Source organism: Sphaerospermopsis sp. LEGE 00249, from assembly GCF_014299995.1.
Taxonomy (GTDB): Bacteria; Cyanobacteriota; Cyanobacteriia; order Cyanobacteriales; family Nostocaceae; genus Sphaerospermopsis; species Sphaerospermopsis kisseleviana.
Genome location: NZ_JACJUZ010000007.1, coordinates 38,484 through 55,808, shown reverse-complemented (window position 1 = coordinate 55,808; position 17,325 = coordinate 38,484). Strand labels below are relative to the sequence as shown.

At 38.5% G+C, this 17,325-nt stretch carries 21 protein-coding genes; 10 read left to right on the top strand and 11 right to left on the bottom strand.

Annotated elements, in window-relative coordinates:
- Window positions 1–20 precede the first annotated feature (20 nt).
- The gene (locus H5968_RS04270; RefSeq protein ID WP_187038924.1) at window positions 21–260 is read right to left on the bottom strand and encodes a DUF3134 domain-containing protein; all 240 of its coding nucleotides are present in this window, start codon (window positions 258–260) and stop codon (window positions 21–23) included.
- A 237-nt stretch (window positions 261–497) separates the two neighbouring features.
- Between H5968_RS04270 and H5968_RS04265 the strand changes: the two genes are divergently transcribed.
- The 7 genes from H5968_RS04265 (at window position 498) to H5968_RS04240 (ending at window position 5,605) form a co-directional block, all read left to right on the top strand.
- Window positions 498–1,082 carry a PAP/fibrillin family protein gene (locus tag H5968_RS04265; RefSeq protein WP_187038923.1) on the top strand — a complete coding sequence of 195 codons (585 nt, stop codon included), beginning with the start codon at window positions 498–500 and terminating at the stop codon, window positions 1,080–1,082.
- Window positions 1,083–1,184: 102 nt separating this feature from the next.
- Entirely contained in the window at window positions 1,185–1,319 is a 135-nt protein-coding gene (locus H5968_RS25460; protein ID WP_255427045.1) for a hypothetical protein, read from the top strand.
- Window positions 1,320–1,413: 94 nt separating this feature from the next.
- Window positions 1,414–1,632, top strand: a complete 219-nt coding sequence (locus tag H5968_RS04260) for a photosystem I reaction center subunit IV (protein WP_096570310.1) — start codon at window positions 1,414–1,416, stop codon at window positions 1,630–1,632.
- Between the two features lie 146 nt (window positions 1,633–1,778).
- Window positions 1,779–2,612 (top strand): DNA-formamidopyrimidine glycosylase, encoded by an 834-nt coding sequence (locus tag H5968_RS04255; RefSeq protein ID WP_187038922.1) that lies wholly within the window; start codon window positions 1,779–1,781, stop codon window positions 2,610–2,612.
- A gap of 260 nt (window positions 2,613–2,872) precedes the next feature.
- Window positions 2,873–4,459 carry an NAD(P)H-quinone oxidoreductase subunit 4 gene (locus H5968_RS04250; RefSeq protein WP_187038921.1) on the top strand — a complete coding sequence of 529 codons (1,587 nt, stop codon included), beginning with the start codon at window positions 2,873–2,875 and terminating at the stop codon, window positions 4,457–4,459.
- Window positions 4,460–4,917: 458 nt separating this feature from the next.
- Window positions 4,918–5,253: a DUF433 domain-containing protein gene (locus tag H5968_RS04245; RefSeq protein WP_096570316.1), complete on the top strand. Its 336-nt coding sequence runs from the start codon at window positions 4,918–4,920 to the stop codon at window positions 5,251–5,253.
- A complete protein-coding gene (locus tag H5968_RS04240; RefSeq protein WP_187038920.1) occupies window positions 5,243–5,605 on the top strand; it encodes a DUF5615 family PIN-like protein in 363 nt (120 codons plus the stop codon). Before H5968_RS04245 ends, H5968_RS04240 begins: the two co-directional genes overlap by 11 nt.
- Window positions 5,606–5,673: 68 nt before the next feature.
- Here the strand turns inward: H5968_RS04240 and H5968_RS04235 are convergent, their stop codons facing one another.
- Window positions 5,674–6,225 carry a hypothetical protein gene (locus H5968_RS04235; protein ID WP_187038919.1) on the bottom strand — a complete coding sequence of 184 codons (552 nt, stop codon included), beginning with the start codon at window positions 6,223–6,225 and terminating at the stop codon, window positions 5,674–5,676.
- Between the two features lie 421 nt (window positions 6,226–6,646).
- Between H5968_RS04235 and H5968_RS04230 the strand changes: the two genes are divergently transcribed.
- Complete coding sequence (locus tag H5968_RS04230) at window positions 6,647–6,970, top strand: hypothetical protein (protein ID WP_187038918.1); 324 nt, start codon at window positions 6,647–6,649, stop codon at window positions 6,968–6,970.
- Between the two features lie 6 nt (window positions 6,971–6,976).
- Here the strand turns inward: H5968_RS04230 and H5968_RS04225 are convergent, their stop codons facing one another.
- From H5968_RS04225 to ispG, 5 genes are all read right to left on the bottom strand, one after another.
- A complete protein-coding gene (locus H5968_RS04225) occupies window positions 6,977–7,897 on the bottom strand; it encodes a protein rep (RefSeq protein WP_187038917.1) in 921 nt (306 codons plus the stop codon).
- A 1-nt stretch (window position 7,898) separates the two neighbouring features.
- A complete protein-coding gene (locus tag H5968_RS04220; RefSeq protein WP_187038916.1) occupies window positions 7,899–8,168 on the bottom strand; it encodes a hypothetical protein in 270 nt (89 codons plus the stop codon).
- Window positions 8,169–8,303: 135 nt separating this feature from the next.
- A complete protein-coding gene (locus H5968_RS26035; protein WP_370569744.1) occupies window positions 8,304–8,396 on the bottom strand; it encodes a 4-Cys prefix domain-containing protein in 93 nt (30 codons plus the stop codon).
- 352 nt (window positions 8,397–8,748) lie between these two features.
- Window positions 8,749–10,032: a carboxyl-terminal processing protease CtpC gene (gene ctpC / locus H5968_RS04215; RefSeq protein ID WP_187038915.1), complete on the bottom strand. Its 1,284-nt coding sequence runs from the start codon at window positions 10,030–10,032 to the stop codon at window positions 8,749–8,751.
- Window positions 10,033–10,246: 214 nt separating this feature from the next.
- A complete protein-coding gene (gene ispG / locus H5968_RS04210; protein WP_096570327.1) occupies window positions 10,247–11,473 on the bottom strand; it encodes a (E)-4-hydroxy-3-methylbut-2-enyl-diphosphate synthase in 1,227 nt (408 codons plus the stop codon).
- Window positions 11,474–11,636: 163 nt separating this feature from the next.
- Between ispG and H5968_RS04205 the strand changes: the two genes are divergently transcribed.
- Both H5968_RS04205 and H5968_RS04200 read left to right on the top strand, forming a co-directional pair.
- Entirely contained in the window at window positions 11,637–11,963 is a 327-nt protein-coding gene (locus H5968_RS04205) for a cupin domain-containing protein (RefSeq protein WP_187038914.1), read from the top strand.
- Window positions 11,964–11,984: 21 nt separating this feature from the next.
- Entirely contained in the window at window positions 11,985–12,461 is a 477-nt protein-coding gene (locus tag H5968_RS04200; RefSeq protein ID WP_187038913.1) for a hypothetical protein, read from the top strand.
- 154 nt (window positions 12,462–12,615) lie between these two features.
- Here H5968_RS04200 and H5968_RS04195 read toward each other — a convergent pair whose 3' ends face one another.
- The 4 genes from H5968_RS04195 to gpmI form a co-directional block, all read right to left on the bottom strand.
- The gene (locus tag H5968_RS04195) at window positions 12,616–14,007 is read right to left on the bottom strand and encodes an amidase (RefSeq protein WP_187038912.1); all 1,392 of its coding nucleotides are present in this window, start codon (window positions 14,005–14,007) and stop codon (window positions 12,616–12,618) included.
- A 235-nt stretch (window positions 14,008–14,242) separates the two neighbouring features.
- Window positions 14,243–15,106: a matrixin family metalloprotease gene (locus tag H5968_RS04190; RefSeq protein WP_187038911.1), complete on the bottom strand. Its 864-nt coding sequence runs from the start codon at window positions 15,104–15,106 to the stop codon at window positions 14,243–14,245.
- Between the two features lie 21 nt (window positions 15,107–15,127).
- Window positions 15,128–15,361 carry a preprotein translocase subunit SecG gene (gene secG / locus H5968_RS04185; protein ID WP_096570332.1) on the bottom strand — a complete coding sequence of 78 codons (234 nt, stop codon included), beginning with the start codon at window positions 15,359–15,361 and terminating at the stop codon, window positions 15,128–15,130.
- Window positions 15,362–15,556: 195 nt separating this feature from the next.
- Entirely contained in the window at window positions 15,557–17,155 is a 1,599-nt protein-coding gene (gene gpmI / locus H5968_RS04180; RefSeq protein ID WP_187038910.1) for a 2,3-bisphosphoglycerate-independent phosphoglycerate mutase, read from the bottom strand.
- Window positions 17,156–17,325: the final 170 nt, after the last annotated feature.

The window sequence follows — 17,325 nt, the reverse complement described above, 5'->3', positions numbered from 1 at the left end:
AGTCCCCACAGTCCTCAAGACTAGTCCTCATCTATACTGATATCGCCATCATCATCATAGTCAAGGTCGCCAATTCCATCTTCTCCCGCCAAAAAATCGGATATTTCTTCTTCAGGCTCCGAAAAAGTCGATTCGTTAAAGTCACGAGCGATGAGACGACCGCTAGACTGCAACCAGTCCAACATCGAAGACTTTTGCTTCAAGGGAATTACAGTAGCTCTTTGGTTCCGGGGTTGCTCATTTAGGGGAGAATTTAACATATCAACGAAGACAGAAAAAGGTACAAGTTCTGGACATTAAGAGTCTATCATTTGATACGGGATAATTTAGTTAATGATTCAACTCTTTGATTGATCTATCCGAATTAAACACAAAAATTTATTTAATAGCCCTATGCCAAACAGCAAGCTATTCTTCGACGATTACACCAGCCTATACATATAACATTTAACCCTTGTTAATCCTGATTTCATAGCTATATTTTGAGGTCAAGAGTTATGGTAACAAAAAATACGCTTTTAGATGCAATTGCTGGTACAAACCGGGGTTTACTGGCAACTGAAACCCAAAAACAGGCTATCCTAGCAGCGATCGCCAGTCTAGAAGACTTTAACCCCACACCCCGCCCAATGCAAGCCAGCCATTTACTAGAAGGTGATTGGCGATTACTTTACACCACCAGCAAGGCCTTATTAAACCTGGATCGTTTCCCTCTTTGTAAACTTGGTCAAATTTACCAATGTATTCGAGTCGAAACTAAAAGTGTTTATAACATTGCTGAAATTTATGGACTACCGTCTTTGGAAGGATTAGTTAGCGTAGCTGCTAAATTTGAACCTGTTTCCGAACGTCGAGTCCAAGTCAAATTTCAACGTTCTATTTTTGGCTTACAAAGGTTAATTGCCTACAAATCACCTGCAACGTTTATCCAACAAATTGAATCAGGCAAAAAATTTACCGCTTTTGATTTTTCCATCAACAGCGACCAACAACAAGGATGGTTGGACATCACTTATCTAGACAATGATCTGCGTATTGGCAGAGGTAACGAGGGGAGTGTCTTTGTGTTAAGCAAAGCTTAAAAGGCATAGGCAATTTATTCGCAAAAAGTGTTTGCGAACGACATTATTCTATTATAGGTACTTTGTCAAGTAGGGTTTGATACTTTTTCGGGTAATTGGTAATTGGTAATTAGGTTATTCATCTTCCCCAGTCACCAGTCACCAGTCACCAGTCACCAGTCACCAGTCCCCAGTCACCAGTCCCCAGTCCCCAGTCCCCAGTCACCAGTCCCCAGTTCCCTAACTTATGACAAATAACTTAACAAATACGCTAGTAAAGACCTTCTAGTTGTAGAGTGAAATCAAATAGCCCTAATTTATTCTCAATTGAACATTCAAAGGGAAGATAATCATGGTTCAACGTGGTTCCAAAGTACGTATTCTCCGCCCTGAGTCCTACTGGTTTCAAGAAGTAGGTACTGTTGCTACTGTAGATCAAAGCGGAATTAAGTACCCTGTAATTGTCCGGTTCCCCAGTGTTAATTACGCTGGTGTTAACACCAACAACTTTGCTTTAGATGAATTAGTAGAAGTGGAAGCACCCAAAGCTAAACCTGCTGCTAAAAAGTAAGCAATACAACAGTCATGAGTCCTGAGTGCTGAGAATTGAGTATAAAAACATGGAAAAGCAGTAAACTAAATATGCTGGTTCCATGCCCTTAATCTACGGTTGAGGTATGACTCTAAACTAAACACCCAGCAATCATTACTCTGAAAATGCCTGAACTGCCTGAAGTTGAAACAGTACGACGGGGTTTAAATCAATTAACCCTAAATCAAGAAATTACGGGGGGCGATGTGTTGCTACCACGCACCATCGCCCACCCTTTTTTTGTTGAAGAATTTATAGAAAAAATTAAAACCAGTACCATTACATCTTGGCATCGTCGCGGTAAATATCTTTTAGCTGAACTCTCCCCTTTTTCCTGGTTAGGCGTTCATCTGCGAATGACAGGGCAATTATTATGGTTAAATCGAAATGAACCCTTACACAAACATACAAGAGTAAGATTATTTTTTGGAGATCAGCAAGAATTACGCTTTGTAGATCAGCGCACCTTCGGGCAAATGTGGTATGTTCCTGGGAATGTACCTGTAGAAAGTATTATTACAGGTTTAGCCAAACTAGCAGTAGACCCATTTTCCCCAGAGTTTACAGTTGAGTATTTAGCAAATAAACTGCAAAAAGTCCGTCGTCCGATTAAAACAGCCTTATTAGACCAGTCAATAGTAGCAGGATTAGGTAACATTTATGCTGATGAGGCTTTATTTAAAAGTGGCATCTTACCTACCACCATCTGTACAGACTTAGATAAAAAACAAATAGCACCTTTAAGAACAGCGATAATTGATGTTTTATCCGCCAGTATTGCCGCAGGTGGGACAACTTTTAGTAATTTCCTTAATATTAAAGGTGTTAACGGCAATTATGGCGGTGAAGCATGGGTTTACAACCGTGCTGGAGAGCCTTGTAAAGTTTGTAGTAATATCATCCAGCGTATTAAACTAGGTGGGCGTTCTAGTCATTTTTGTTCTCAGTGTCAAAGTTAGTGCTGAGTCTATATCGCTGTTAAAATTTTATGAGGAGAAAAATTATATCTGAAAATGGCGGCCAATTTAGCCGCTTTTTTGTTGACGTTACAAAAATTTATGATTAGAATAGCGGCTAGGCAATTTTAGTAAGTATTTATTACTATTTATTACTATTTATTACCTAGATTGAAATTATGTTAAGAAATGTGTTTACAAAAGTAACGATTTCTTAATATAATCTAATTAAAAGAAAAATGCAAAATTGATTGTCAACAGTGATGAATCCGATACAAATTCCTTGGCTATCAGCCATAATTTTTTTGCCGTTAGTGGCATCCTTAGCCATTCCCCTCATTCCCGACAAAGACGGTAAAACCATTCGCTGGTATGGTTTAGGAGTAGCTTTTGCAGATTTAGCATTAATGATTTATGCGGTTTGGCAAGGTTACGATTTCCAAAGTTCCGCTTTACAACTCACAGAAACCTATAGTTGGATACCTCAAATTGGTTTAAATTGGGCATTAGCAATTGATGGTTTATCAATGCCCTTAGTATTACTCACAGGTTTAATTAACACATTAGCTATATTCGCGGCTTGGAAAGTAACCAATAAGCCGCGTTTATTTTATGCCTTAATGCTGGTAATGTATAGCGCCCAATTAGGTGTATTCCTGGCTCAAGACTTGTTATTATTCTTCTTAATGTGGGAAATTGAATTAGTACCAGTTTATTTATTGATTTCTATTTGGGGAGGCAAAAACCGCCGTTACGCAGCTACTAAATTTATTCTCTACACAGCAGCCGCATCTATATTTATTCTCGTAGCTGGTTTAACAATGGCGTTTTATGGTGATCACTTCACCTTTAACATGACAGAATTGGGACTTAAAGAATATCCCCAACTGTTAGAATTAGCTCTCTATGCAGGTTTCTTAATTGCTTACGGTGTAAAATTACCTATTTTCCCCTTTCATACCTGGTTGCCTGATGCCCACGGTGAAGCATCTGCACCCGGTTCAATGATTTTAGCTGGTGTGTTATTAAAAATGGGTGGTTATGCCCTAATTCGCTTTAACATGGAAATGTTAGGTGATGCCCACGCTGTTTTTGCTCCAGTTCTAGCAATTTTAGGTGTAGTTAATATTGTTTACGGTGCTTGTTGTGCTTTTGCTCAAACCAACCTCAAACGCCGTTTAGCTTACTCTTCTATTGCCCACATGGGTTTTGTGTTAATAGGCATTGCATCTTATACCGAAATTGGTATTAGTGGTGCGGTGTTACAGATGGTTTCTCATGGTTTAATTGCTGCTAGTTTATTCTTCTTGTCTGGTGTCACTTATGAACGCACCCATACTTTAATGATGAACCAAATGGGTGGTATTGCTAAGGTAATGCCCAGAACCTTCGCTCTGTTTACTGCTGGTGCAATGGCTTCTTTAGCTTTACCCGGTATGAGTGGTTTTGTGGGTGAGTTGATGGTGTTCTTGGGTATTGGTACTAGCGACGTTTATAGTTCTAGTTTCAAGGTTGTAGTTATTTTCTTATCTGCTGTGGGTGTGATTTTAACACCTGTCTATTTACTTTCTATGTTGCGTCAGGTGTTCTACGGTAAGCAAAGTGAAGAGTTACATTTAGATACTGTAGTTGCTGATGTGAAACCCCGTGAGTTGTTCATCACTGCTTGTTTGTTACTGCCTATCATCGGTATTGGTTTCTATCCTAAGTTGGTGACAGAAACATACGATGTAAAAACTGTAGAAGTTGCGGCTCATGCCCGTCAAGTGTTGCCTGTGATCGCTCGTCAACAACCTACAAGTTTATATTCTCAAATCTTTTCTGCTCCCACTTTAGCTAGTGCTGAGTAGTTGTTAAGTTACAAGTTGTTTTAGGGGTGGTTGTGAAAGCTGCCCCTATTTTTTTCTATTTTTTCTCACGCAGACACGCAGAGTAGGGGCGAAGCATTCGGGGGATAAGTTATCCCTGAAACCATTGATTTTCTTTCCGAATGCTTCGCCCTTACTTATTTGAAAATACTTGTAATTGCTTATGCACAGAAGATAGTTCTTCCTCATCAAGATTAGCATAACAGGGTTTTCAGGTGGTGTCAAGGGGTTTACTCTTTACTATTGCGGAAATCTTGCGGTTTTTAAGGTGAGATCCAGTTTTATAATTGTAGATGAGTAATTCTAGAAAGATCAGATCCTCGACTTCTTTTTTCTATCTTGATAGTTACCCTTATGGTTAAAAAGTATCACTCAACATAACCGATAATATTCTAAAATAAAATTAAGATACAGTAACAGCAATTGAGACTTAACTAACTATGCAACTTGAAGAATACTTTAATTTTCTAGCTCCCGATGATATTAGACTCAAAGGTACAAGAGTGGGAATTGAAACCATTTTATTTGACTATCTTTTCCATGCGAAAACTCCTGAAGAGATTGCTAAAACCTATACATCACTAACATTAGAACAGGTTTATGCGACGATTCTTTACTATTTGCATAATCAACAATCAGTAGATGAATACATAAAAGATTGGTTGGAATGGGGTGATAAAATGAGAGAAGAACAGCGTCGCAATCCTAACCCTGTTGTGGAAAAATTACGTAAGTTAAAAGCTGAAAAAATGTTGTTGCAAAGTCATGGCGCTTAATTATCTCATTGATGAAAATGTTAATCCAATTTATACCATTCAATTACGCCGTCTAAACCCTGATTTATTTATCCTAGCAGTGGGAGATTTGACTACTCCACAAAAGGGAACTCTTGACCCAGAAATTTTGATTTGGTGTGAGGAAAATAACTTTGTTCTCGTAACTAATAATCGTAAATCTATGCCTGTTCATTTAACAGATCATATCGCTCAAGGTCATCATATTCCAGGAATTTTCATTCTTAATCCAAAATTAAGTGTTGGTGAAAATATTGAACAATTATTACTGATAGCTGAAGGATCACTAGATAATGAGTATCAAGACAGAATAGAGTTTCTTCCTATTGTCTAGTTAAGTATTAATTATAAATTAGTCTGTTATTGTTGGGTTTTCTTGCGTCAACCCAACCTACAAAATTGTTAGTTAATTGCCACAACAGACGGGGTAAGTGATGATAAGAAGGTGATTATTTCTTGTATTAATGGATGTTGTTGTAATATCTTAATTTCTTGATCATTGATATTGCTAAATATTTTATCATTGATTGATGTTTCTTTACCTAATACTGTTTCTAAAAATTCCTTGGGTTTACTTTGGGCAAGTTGCCATTCTAAGTCATTAAATTGACGTTGGGCGATTTTTTCAATTAATGGTTTATTTTGGAGAAATATAATTTCTATTTCAGGAGTAGCAAGGGAGATTTGAAAAGGAATACCTGAAGATACTTGACTTAACATATAATTAATTAAATCTTTCTTTTCAAATACTTTAGATTGGTTATTTGTATCTGCATCTATAACAAGACAAACAGGTATTTTTTGAGTCGCAAGTAGTGAACTAGCTAAAGAACGCGCTCTGTAAGAACTTGCACCTGCTATAAATTTAATATCTTGAATTAAATTTTTTGGTAGCAATTTCTGTAAAATTTCTATATCTTTATCACTTTCTGTCAGGATGTATGCTAGTGTCATGAGAAAATCTCCGTTGTAATGTCGTAGTTAGGTATACATTTTTGAACACAAACACGATATTTTTTGACTAGGAATTTACATATACATTTATTTGTGAGTGAATATTCACTTTCTTCTCCTTAATTTTACATTATAAGCCTTTCCATTTTCCTAAATGCAATAGATCATCCATTAATTTGGTGAGATAATTTTTGGTTCATGAAATTCTTTGGAAAATATTTATTAGTTTCAAGTGAAGGTAATTTTAAACTCTCATTTACTACAACACTATGTAATTGGGAGTTTTTTATGTCCAATACCCACAATTTTGTTTTCCGCATCTTCTTTCTTCTTCTATTTATCTACAAGGCTAACGCCTCTTTGTTTGTGAAGAAAAAATTATTTCATTTTAAAAATCATTTTGTTTATTTGAGGTGTTTCAATGATTGTTGAGTTTTCTATTTTCACCCGTTATTCCAAATTTGATGGTATTCCTGTTGGCAGACTTTATGTTTCTCATGCCTTTCTTACACATCCTCTTTTTCTTTCTTGGCTTCCTTCACTTCATGTCATTGATGAACATATCTATAGGGATGGTTCTAAACGTATCTGGTTTATTGCACCTGTTTCTTTCTATTCTTATCTTGCTTCTCAATATCCTAATCCCCGTTTTTCTGCTTATAATCTCTATCTTCTGAGAAAATCAGCTACCTTTTTCAGAGGGCTGAAACCCCCGCATTTACCCGATAGTCACTATCTTGACTAATCTTAGTTATTCCTCTATTATGTACTGATGTAATCTTCTATTCCATCCGAAATATAAACTATCACCTGTCACCTCATCTATCTCTTCACTGTCACCAATGAGGTCTTGATTTTTCTCCTCTAATTCTCTCATGTAATGTCTGAGGACTCCCCCAACTGCGATCGCTCTAGTTTTGTGTAGTTGACGGGTTAACTCCAGAAACCATTCCCTATCATCCAATAAGTCAGACTCTTTTACCTGATATTTCAGAATTTCAGGAATTAGCACCTTTGGATCATGGTGTTTTGCGATCGCTCTCACATCAACTACTGGCTGATAATTAACCCTTAAACACTGCTGCCATAATGATACCCATTTAGCTTGAGAAATATAGCCATGACTGAAATATGAAGGTTTAACCATCGCTAAAAGGTGTATATGTGGGTGTGCTGATATTCCATCTTTACCTTTGGTGACTTCTACAGACTTTACCCAACCTTTAGCTGGCCATGCTTTCAATTCTGACAAACGTTTAAAAGCTTTGTTTATTTCGTCCAAGGTTTCTCTGAGTTCTTCAATTTGGCAATTTCTGACTGTGAGAGTGATAAACAACCAACGGTATTTAGGATAATCTGTAACAACTTGCGGGAGAATTTGATAAGCTTTTGCTTTCCACATCATAGAACGTCGCCACTGACAAACCGGACAGTGACGCACTCGACAAAATCGCGCATTAGTTAATTTTAATTTGAGAGTGTCTGCTGATTCTTCTGGTACTAAGCGAAACTCTAGCCACTCAGAACAGCTTTTTAAACGCCAAGCATAATCATTAAAAGTCTCATCATCCGCTTTGGCGTAAAAATCAGCAATTTTATCAGCATTAACTCGATGCTTTTCCCAAATTTTACCTGTAGGATCAACTTCAGACAAGCAATCTAACTTGGTCATTCTAGTATGTCCAATCAACAACTTGACATTCCAGCATATTACATACGATTACAGCATAAGGACCAGGATTGACCATAAGAAATGCCTGACGACCTGATCCAGTTTCCACACATATCCATATATCTAATCCAGAACGAGTTCGACCATAATACTCTGGGTAAATAACAGGTAAACCAGCAACACCAGTACAAGTCATTTGTGCAACAACTTTTGTTCGACTGGGAGAAGCAGCAACCGATTGAGTAAATACAATCGGAGAAGCTATAAGCAATGCAGAAATTAATTTTCCAGCTATTCTACTACTTAGAAAGTTTTTATGGCTGGATACGTGATTAGTTTTTTTAGTCTGGTTAAACATAGGTGATTTCTTTTACTATTTTTGATTACCAGTTTATATTTTAATGTGTCAAAACAAAACCGCAAATTTACTTAAAAAGCGGTTATTGACATTTGCAGGATCAGCAGGTTTGGCACAGTGAGGATTGATACAATAGGACATCGCGCAAAAATCCGCCCCATCAATAAATGACTGTTATTCATCACCAGTACAGGAATTAACAGTATAAAGTAATGATAATATGTTTAAATATACTCTAAGTAGATTAACATACTTGTCGTATTTTTGGCAACTGGTTATACTATATAAATAACAAAATAAGTAACGTCTGCTGTTCCCGCAGCGTGCCATTAAGCATATAAATACAAAACTGAATCAAGGGATTCAGGGATCAAAAGGGGAAGAAAATCCAAAGAATAGACATTAAAACCATCAAAAGCTGCCCACTTTTCCCCCTGACTCCTGTACGGGTTTAGCACTGCTAAACCCCTACTGACTCCTGACTCCTGACAATTTAATTCTTATTAGTTGTTGTAGTATTTTGAGCAGCTTGTTTACCTAAAATTTCCAAAGCTTTAGCAAATTGGGGATCTTCTAAAGTACCTAATTTCTCACGTTCCCTTAACCACAAATCTTGTCTTTGGGCATCAGTTAAATCTACTTTGATATCAGGGTCAATACCATGCTTGTTAATATCTTTACCGCTAGGAGTATGATATTTAGCAATAGTCACCGCTAAACCAGAACCATCTTCCAACGGACGCACAGATTGTACCAAACCCTTACCAAAAGTTTGTGTACCTACTATCGTCGCCCGCTTATTATCCTGCAAAGCACCGGACAGGATTTCACTAGCACTGGCTGAACCCTTATCCACCAACACTACTAAAGGTTTATTAGTTAAAGCACGTCCTCTGGCTATTTCCCGTTCTTGCTCACCTTGACGATCAATAGTGGAAACAATCGTACCTTTATCTAACCACATCCGGGAGATTTCTATACTGGAAAATAATAAACCACCAGGATTACCACGCAGATCCAAAACGTAACCAGTGACGTTTTTAGCTTCTAACTTATTAATCGCATCTCTCATTTCTTTGCCAGCATTAGCACTGAATTGATTCAGTCGGATGTAGCCAATATTACCTGCTGGACTTGGTTTTTCAGCAAACTTAACCGGATGAATTTCGATTCGCGCCCTGGTGATGTCAAATATTTTTTGCTGACCATTTCGCAGAATTTTCAGTCTGACCTGAGTTCCCGCTTCACCCCGGATCAAAGATACAGCTTGGTTTGTATCCATGCCTTTAGTGCTTTTGCCATCAATTTCTAAGATGACATCTTTAGCTAAAATTCCTACTTTAAAGGCTGGTGTATCTTCAATAGGGGAAATTACAACTAATTCCTTTGTTTTTTCATCCTGACTGATAGTGATACCAATACCTGTTAATTCTCCAGAGGTATCAACCTGCATACTCTTAAATTCCTCTGGATCCATAAACCGGGTATAAGGGTCTTCTAGCTTTTTCAGCATTTCCCGGATGGATGTATAAGCTTCCTGCTGATTACTGTAGGACTTGCTTAAATATTCTTTACGAACAGCTTGCCAATCTACTTGATTAAAAGTCCCGTCTACATATTGACGGTAAACAATTTGCCATACTTCGTCTACCAATTCCTTGGGACTTGCTTTAAACAAAGCCTGACCACGGGAATTAATACCAAGACTAGTAACAGCAATTGTAGAAAGCGTCACTGCTGTAGCACCTAAAACAAGTCTACTTTTTGTAATCACCATAATGACATCTATGTCAGAGGGAAAATCTATTGTCAGTATGCCCAATCTAACACAGGATTTGGTGATTGGTGATGGGTGATGGGTGATGGGTGATAGGGGAAAAATATTTCTCTCCCGACTCCTCTACGGGCGAAGCATTCGGGCTACCAATTCTCAATTTTATGAAAAGGTTATTTTCCGAATGCTTCGCCCCTACGACTCCCCATTCCCCAAATTAAGGATCTACCCAACGTCCATCAGCTTTAATTAAATTGATCAATTCCTCTACACCTTGATCTTCTGGAACTTTTTTGATTTCTTCTCTGCCACGGTATAAAGAAATAAACCCAGGATTTTTACCTACATAACCATAGTCAGCATCCGCCATTTCTCCCGGTCCATTGACAATGCAACCCATGACAGCAATATCTAAACCTGTTAGGTGCTTAGTTGCTTCCCGGACTTTGTGTAACACTTCTTCTAAGTTAAATAAAGTTCTTCCGCAAGAAGGACAAGCGACATACTCAACCATTGTTTTCCGCAAACCTAAAGCTTGCAGAATGCTGTAACAAACGGGAATTTCTTTTTCTGGTGCTTCTGTCAAAGATGCGCGAATTGTATCACCAATACCATCGGCTAATAATGTAGCTATTCCCGCAGTAGATTTAATTCTGCCATATTCCCCATCTCCGGCTTCGGTTACACCCAGATGTAAAGGATAATCCATGCCTAAATCATCCATGCGTTTGGCCATTAACCTATAGGCGGCTACCATGACGGGAACTCTTGAGGCTTTCATCGAAATAACGATGTTGCGAAAATCCAAAGATTCACAAATGCGGATAAATTCTAAGGCAGATTCTACCATTCCTTCTGGGGTGTCACCATAGGTAAATAGCATTCTTTCTGCTAACGAACCATGATTGACTCCTATCCGCAAAGCTTTACCTTGATCTCTTAGGGAAACTACCAAGGGTTCTAAGGTTTCACGGATTTTCTCGCCAATTTCGTCAAATTCAGCTTTTGTGTATTCTGTGCGGTTGGTGTTGGGTTTTTCAAATACATACAACCCTGGATTGATACGTACTTTTTCGATATGTTTAGCTACTTCCAGGGCAATTTTCATGCCATTGTGATGTACGTCGGCAACAATGGGAACATCACGGTAAGTTTGCTTTAATTTCTGTTTAATTTCTGCTAAGGCTTTGGCATGAGCCATACTAGGAACTGTAACGCGGACAATTTCGCAGCCAATTTCATGAAGACGACGAATAGCTGCTACAGAACCATCAATATCGAGGGTATCTTCGTTAATCATTGACTGTACCACCACAGGGTAGCCTCCGCCAATGGTGACATCTCCCACTTTCACAGGACGAGTTTTGCGGCGTTTGATGGTGGTGTCAAAGACGGGTTGACTGGATGTAATGTTGTTAGTTTCAAGGGGTGGTAGGGTTTGCATAGCCTCAACAGGTAGATTTTCTGTAGCTAAAATATCAGATTGCCAGGGGTTATGTTTATCAGATTGCCATAGTTGAGGCTCTTTTGGGTGATGATGTGGGAAATTTCCAACTTCATTTTGTTAGCATTTATTAGATGGTATTGATAGGTTCAACGCTATTGATATGAATCCTACTGTCACTCGATTACAGGAACACATTGAATATCCCCGTGAGGGAATTTTAAGCAAGGTGCTGGCAAAAGATACAGTTTGTCAATATACTCTCTTTTGTCTAGCAGCTAATACGGAAATTTCTGAACATACCTCTACACGCAATGCTACTGTCAATGTTTTGGAAGGTAGAGGTTTATTAACTTTATCAGGAGAAGAAATTATACTCGAACCTGGAGTTTTTATTTTTATGCCTGCTAATGCCCCTCATGCGTTACAGGCTGAATCTAATTTATCATTTCTGCTCACACTTTCTGAAAAGTCAGCAGATATTAATTAATCATTTTGGGAGGTTTGGAAAATGTCAACAGCAATTTCTACCTTTACTCAGCATTTAGATTTTTCTCAATCAGAAATAGAAGCAATACTTTCTACACCTTTAGATGAGGTACTGAAATCAGAAGCACTAAAACAAGAATTAGACAGTTTAGATATTCAACTATTGCGCGAGACTTTACCCACAGCAGGACAAGTTTTAGCTGAACATTTACCGCCTTTTTATAATTGGTTAAAAAACGAATTAGGGGTTAAGCGTGTTCCTGATAGTCCAGATCATACAACAAAATGGGTAATTAATTTTCTCCATCATCAAGAAAGTTTAAATCACCTCGTTGAGTTACATCGTCCTGTTTCACCAGCAGCTTTGGAAGCAGCTGTTCCTCGTTTAGTTAGTTTATTTGATGGTGTGGAAGATGTCAAAGTTCGTCAGGAATGGGAAAAAGCTGTTGCTGCACTTTGTTTAGTTTTGGTTGTTGATAAACGACAGAATAATTCGTAATTCGTAATTCGTAATTTGTAATTCATAATTGCTGTAAAAAGTGAAAATCATAAATTAACAGGATTTCCAGAAAAACATGATTTATTTTTGATGAAAATCCTGAAAATCATGGATATCCTGATTCAGACAACATTACCATCTTATTAACACTAACTCAGAGATTTGGACGATGTTGAATCCAAGGATTAGCGGTTTCCAATTGTGCTGCTAAACTAATAATAGTAGACTCGTCCGCAGGTTTACCTATTAATTGCACACTCAGGGGTAAACCATTACTATCAAAACCTACAGGAATCGCTATTGCAGGTAATCCTGTTGCGTTTGCTACTGGACAAGGTGCAACCCATTTGATAATATTTTGAAATATCTCTTCTGGGGTTAAATTTTCCCATTCACCAACTTTAATGGGTGAGTGCAAATAAACCGGTAATACTAACACATCAATATTATCAAAAAAGGCGACTATTTGCCGGGAAACTATCTGCATTTGTGCTAATGCTTGCAAATATTCACCCGCAGAACCTGTTCTCGATAATAAAAATTGATTCAATGGTTGCAGTGCTTCTGGGGGTATTCCTGCTGCTGCTACTCCAGATTGCCATACTATTTGAAATGGTTCTACTAAACCACTCATATCAGGACATTTTTCTGCTATTTCATGTCCAATTTCTGCTAATAATTTAACTGTTTTTAATACTCCTTGTTTGCAGTTTGTGTCAGCATCTCCCAAGGGAGTAATACTGGTACTAAAAGCTATTTTTAACTTCTGGTTTTTTACTTGGGTTGCTGCTAAAAATGAAGGTTCTGGATTTGTCAACCAATAAGGATCTCCGGTAATATATCCAGAAATTACATCTAACATGGCTGCTGCATCTGATACAGTTCTAGCTATGGGACCATTAACAGCAATTCCTCCCATACGATCGCCTACCGGTGCTTGTGTGACTCTTCCCCTTGCTGGTTTAATTCCCACCACACCACAACAAGCCGCAGGTCCTCTAATTGAACCACCACCATCTGAACCTTGAGCGATCGCACATAATCCTGCTGTCACAGAGGCCGCAGCACCACCACTAGAACCCCCAGGAGTATATTCTAAATTCCAAGGGTTTCTAGCTGGGGTAAAACCCGTAGGTTCACTGTAAGGATAAGAACCTAATTCAGAAGTCGCAGTTTTTCCCAAAATTGTAAAACCGGCTTGTTTAATTTTGCTCACTACGCCATCATCATAGTTAGAGATATTTTTAACGAAAGCTGGATTTCCGTAAGTGCAAGTAACACCAGCTACGGCGTTTAAATCTTTAATAGAAATGGGAACACCAAAAAATGGCGGTAATTCTGAAGCGGTTGTGAGTAATTCTGTTTTTGCTTTAGCGTCAGCAATAGCTAAATCTGCTGTGACAGTAAAATAACTTCCTAATTGGGGATTGAAGCGAGAAATTCTATCTAAATATAGTTCTGTCAATTCCAGAGGTGAAACTTCCCGACGACGAATTAATTGTGCTAACTCTAAAGCTGGGGTAAAAGCTAAATCAGTTTCATTCATTGTTGTAATTTGCAACTTTAAATTTGCAACTTTAAATTTTATACATCTATCAGAAGTTATAAATCTTCCATATTTCACAAATATTAACTTATAGCCCAACACAGGGTAGTTAAGACATCAATTTATCATCAAAGTCTTACTAAAATAGGCTTATACTCCTGACTTCTGACTCCGGTTGGTGAGCGACTTGTACTGAGCGCAGTCGAAGTAAGTCGAACCACTGACTCCTACTATATTACTTTTCCACATTTGACCACCCCAAACTTGTAGACTGTTGATAAATCTTCTTTAAAGTATTCACATCTCTGCTAGAAATAGATACAGGGTTACGAACTTGAGAAAAATAAAGTGCGTCAGTTTCTACGGGACTATGACCCCAAATTCCTAAAGCGTGTCCCATTTCATGACGTGCTGCTGCTTGCAAATGTTCCCCTGTTTGAGTGGGACTTAATAAAATAGTAAAACGGTGTAATAAAAAATTATTTTGATTATATAACTCGTATGTCGCTAATGCAGAACGCGCACGGGGAATTTTACTAATGGGGTTTATTTGTAAAGGTGGACGTTGACGCATAATTTTAATATCAGCTTTAATATCAGCTTTAATATCAGCAATTTCTGAATTTTCTACTAATTCTAAAGGTAAAAAATTATTCCACTCTTTAATAGCTTGTGAAACTTGATTTACCCATGTTTGCGCTTGTTGTTGATTGATATTTGTAGGAGTTTCAATATTTACTTGAATCGGGAAATGTGACCAAATTAAATAACCATATTTTGTAGGTTGAATTTGCTCAAAATAATCACCACTGTTATTTTGATCTTGCCATTTTTCTAAACTTAGTGGTAAAGGATGGGGTTTTTGTATTGACTTTTCCCCTAACCTCTCTGCTACAAGGAAAGGGGAAATTATAGTCTCCTTCTCTGCTAGGGAACGGGGTTGGGGGTTAGGTTCTTGGGCATGAGTATGAAAATTCGTCAAAATAACTAACAGCCCTGAAATTATGAATAAAGTCAGAACTGTTAATAATTTCCACCCAAAAAAATGATGATTTCTATTTTGGGTTTTGGATATTGATTTTTGGGATATTTTTCCCATTTTTACTTATCTAGGTTTTACTTATTTAGGTAGCCAGTTAGCACTTAAAACCACTGTTAAACCGAGAAAAATTACTACTAACGCCCAGGTGACACGATTTAATGTATTTTCTGCGCTTTTGGTACTGCTAAAGAGTTGAGCTTGGCCACCAATAGCACCAATACCATCACCTTTAGGGCTATGTAGTAAAACCAGGACAATTAAACCTAAAGCAGAAAATGCCCAAATTCCTTGCACAATGTTAGTAATCGACATACGTAATTAAAAATTCCCAAAGATGATCTTGAATATTATTTAACGTAACACGGTTAATTAAAAATTTGATGATTGGTGATTGGTGATTGGTGATTGGTGACTGGGATAATATTACCAATTACCAATTACCCATTACCCATTACCTCTAAAAAACAGTTAACTGTAAAAAGTTAACTGTCAAAGAAGAGAAATAGATTACAAACCTACTTGTACAGGAGTACGAGAAAGCTGTAAATCATATTCTGCGGCTCTTAGTAGAGATTTACCAGTCATTTCTTCTGGTTGAGGAATTTGTAAAATATCCAAAATAGTGGGTGCAATATCAGCTAACTTACCATCATGTCGCAAGTCAACATTTGCACCATATCCGGGTATTTTCACCTTTTCCCCTTCTACCAAAATGAAGGGAACGGGGTTAGTTGTATGTGCCGTCCAAGGATTACCATCCTCATCTGCCATATACTCAGCGTTACCGTGATCGGCTGTAATTAGCATTGTACCGCCAACTTTGCCGACACTTTCTATAAGTCTGCCTAAACATCGGTCAACTGTTTCAATCGCTGTGACTGTAGCTTCTATTTTTCCTGTGTGGCCTACCATGTCGGGGTTAGCGTAGTTCATCACTACTAAAGAGTAAATACCCTTTTCAATGGCAGCGATCGCCACCTTTGTCACCGCCTCTGCGGACATTGCGGGTTCTGTGTCGTAGGTGTCCACCATTGGACTGCTGACCAGTTCCCGATCTTCTCCCTCATAAGGGTCCTCTAGTCCCCCATTAAAGAAATAGGTGACATGAGCGTATTTTTCCGTTTCTGCCGTGCGGAACTGTTTTAGACCATGATTTGCAATCACTTCACCCAGAATATTCGTCAAGTTCTGGGGAGTAAAGGCCACAGAGACAGTTAACTCTGGGTCATATTGGGTAAATGTCAGAAAAGACAGAGGTGTAATTTGCTGTCTCTCAAAACCCTGAAAATGAACACTAACAAAAGCTTGAGTTAATTCTCTGGCGCGGTCGGGACGGAAATTGAAAAAGATCACCCCATCGCCAGGTGCAACTGCGCCAGGAGTAATTCTGACGGGAACAATAAACTCGTCGGTTACGCCTTCAGCATAAGAGGCTTGCAAGACTTCTAACGCTGTTTTTCCGTTGCCAGCGCCTTCTTGCGTCATTACATCATAAGCTCGTTGGACTCGATCCCAACGGCGATCGCGGTCCATCGCATAATAACGACCGCTAATAGTGGCTATCTGCCCTATTTCCACGCGGTCTATATAATCTTGCAGTTGTGCGATGGCTTTTATTCCATCTGCGGGAAGAGTATCACGCCCGTCCATGATAGCGTGAATACATACATCTGAAATTTGCTGTGATTTGGCTAGGTCCAGTAACCCAAAGAGATGGGTAATGTGGGAATGTACCCCACCGTCAGAACAAAGTCCAATCAAGTGTAACTTGCCATTTCGTGATTTCACTTCCTGGCAAATGTTTACAAGTGCTGGGTTAGCGGACAGAGAACCGTCTTCAACCGCATCGGAGATGCGTACCAGTTCTTGGGGGACGACACGCCCAGCGCCAATATTCAAATGACCAACTTCCGAGTTGCCCATTTGACCTTCTGGCAACCCTACGGCTTTTCCTGAAGTGCGAATGAGGGTATGGGGGTAGGCCGCCCACAAACTGTCCATAATGGGAGTTTTAGCGGCAGCGATCGCGTTTCCTCGCTTGTCCTCACAGTAGCCCCATCCATCTAAAATGACTAGCACCACAGGAGCAACAGGTGCTTTGGTCATAGTAAAATTGCCCTTTACTTTTTGTAATAACCGAATGATATCACTACTAACCACAAATTGAAGAAAGAAGTTGAAAAAGAGAGGAGTCAGAAGTTCAGAAGTTCAGAAGTTCAGGAGTTCAGGAGTTCATAAGAATAAGAGTCCGTTAAAACGCACTTTCACTAGGAGAC

Excerpts from the sequence above, each read along its gene's own strand:
- H5968_RS04270 (WP_187038924.1), bottom strand. The coding sequence starts at position 260 with ATGTTAAATTCTCCCCTAAATGAGCAACCCCGGAACCAAAGAGCTACT.
- H5968_RS04265 (WP_187038923.1), top strand. The coding sequence starts at position 498 with ATGGTAACAAAAAATACGCTTTTAGATGCAATTGCTGGTACAAACCGG.
- H5968_RS04260 (WP_096570310.1), top strand. The coding sequence starts at position 1,414 with ATGGTTCAACGTGGTTCCAAAGTACGTATTCTCCGCCCTGAGTCCTAC.
- H5968_RS04255 (WP_187038922.1), top strand. The coding sequence starts at position 1,779 with ATGCCTGAACTGCCTGAAGTTGAAACAGTACGACGGGGTTTAAATCAA.
- H5968_RS04250 (WP_187038921.1), top strand. The coding sequence starts at position 2,873 with ATGAATCCGATACAAATTCCTTGGCTATCAGCCATAATTTTTTTGCCG.
- H5968_RS04245 (WP_096570316.1), top strand. The coding sequence starts at position 4,918 with ATGCAACTTGAAGAATACTTTAATTTTCTAGCTCCCGATGATATTAGA.
- H5968_RS04240 (WP_187038920.1), top strand. The coding sequence starts at position 5,243 with ATGGCGCTTAATTATCTCATTGATGAAAATGTTAATCCAATTTATACC.
- H5968_RS04235 (WP_187038919.1), bottom strand. The coding sequence starts at position 6,225 with ATGACACTAGCATACATCCTGACAGAAAGTGATAAAGATATAGAAATT.
- H5968_RS04230 (WP_187038918.1), top strand. The coding sequence starts at position 6,647 with ATGATTGTTGAGTTTTCTATTTTCACCCGTTATTCCAAATTTGATGGT.
- H5968_RS04225 (WP_187038917.1), bottom strand. The coding sequence starts at position 7,897 with ATGACCAAGTTAGATTGCTTGTCTGAAGTTGATCCTACAGGTAAAATT.
- H5968_RS26035 (WP_370569744.1), bottom strand. The coding sequence starts at position 8,396 with ATGTCCTATTGTATCAATCCTCACTGTGCCAAACCTGCTGATCCTGCA.
- ctpC (WP_187038915.1), bottom strand. The coding sequence starts at position 10,032 with ATGGTGATTACAAAAAGTAGACTTGTTTTAGGTGCTACAGCAGTGACG.
- ispG (WP_096570327.1), bottom strand. The coding sequence starts at position 11,473 with ATGCAAACCCTACCACCCCTTGAAACTAACAACATTACATCCAGTCAA.
- H5968_RS04205 (WP_187038914.1), top strand. The coding sequence starts at position 11,637 with ATGAATCCTACTGTCACTCGATTACAGGAACACATTGAATATCCCCGT.
- H5968_RS04200 (WP_187038913.1), top strand. The coding sequence starts at position 11,985 with ATGTCAACAGCAATTTCTACCTTTACTCAGCATTTAGATTTTTCTCAA.
- H5968_RS04195 (WP_187038912.1), bottom strand. The coding sequence starts at position 14,007 with ATGAATGAAACTGATTTAGCTTTTACCCCAGCTTTAGAGTTAGCACAA.
- H5968_RS04190 (WP_187038911.1), bottom strand. The coding sequence starts at position 15,106 with ATGGGAAAAATATCCCAAAAATCAATATCCAAAACCCAAAATAGAAAT.
- secG (WP_096570332.1), bottom strand. The coding sequence starts at position 15,361 with ATGTCGATTACTAACATTGTGCAAGGAATTTGGGCATTTTCTGCTTTA.
- gpmI (WP_187038910.1), bottom strand. The coding sequence starts at position 17,155 with ATGACCAAAGCACCTGTTGCTCCTGTGGTGCTAGTCATTTTAGATGGA.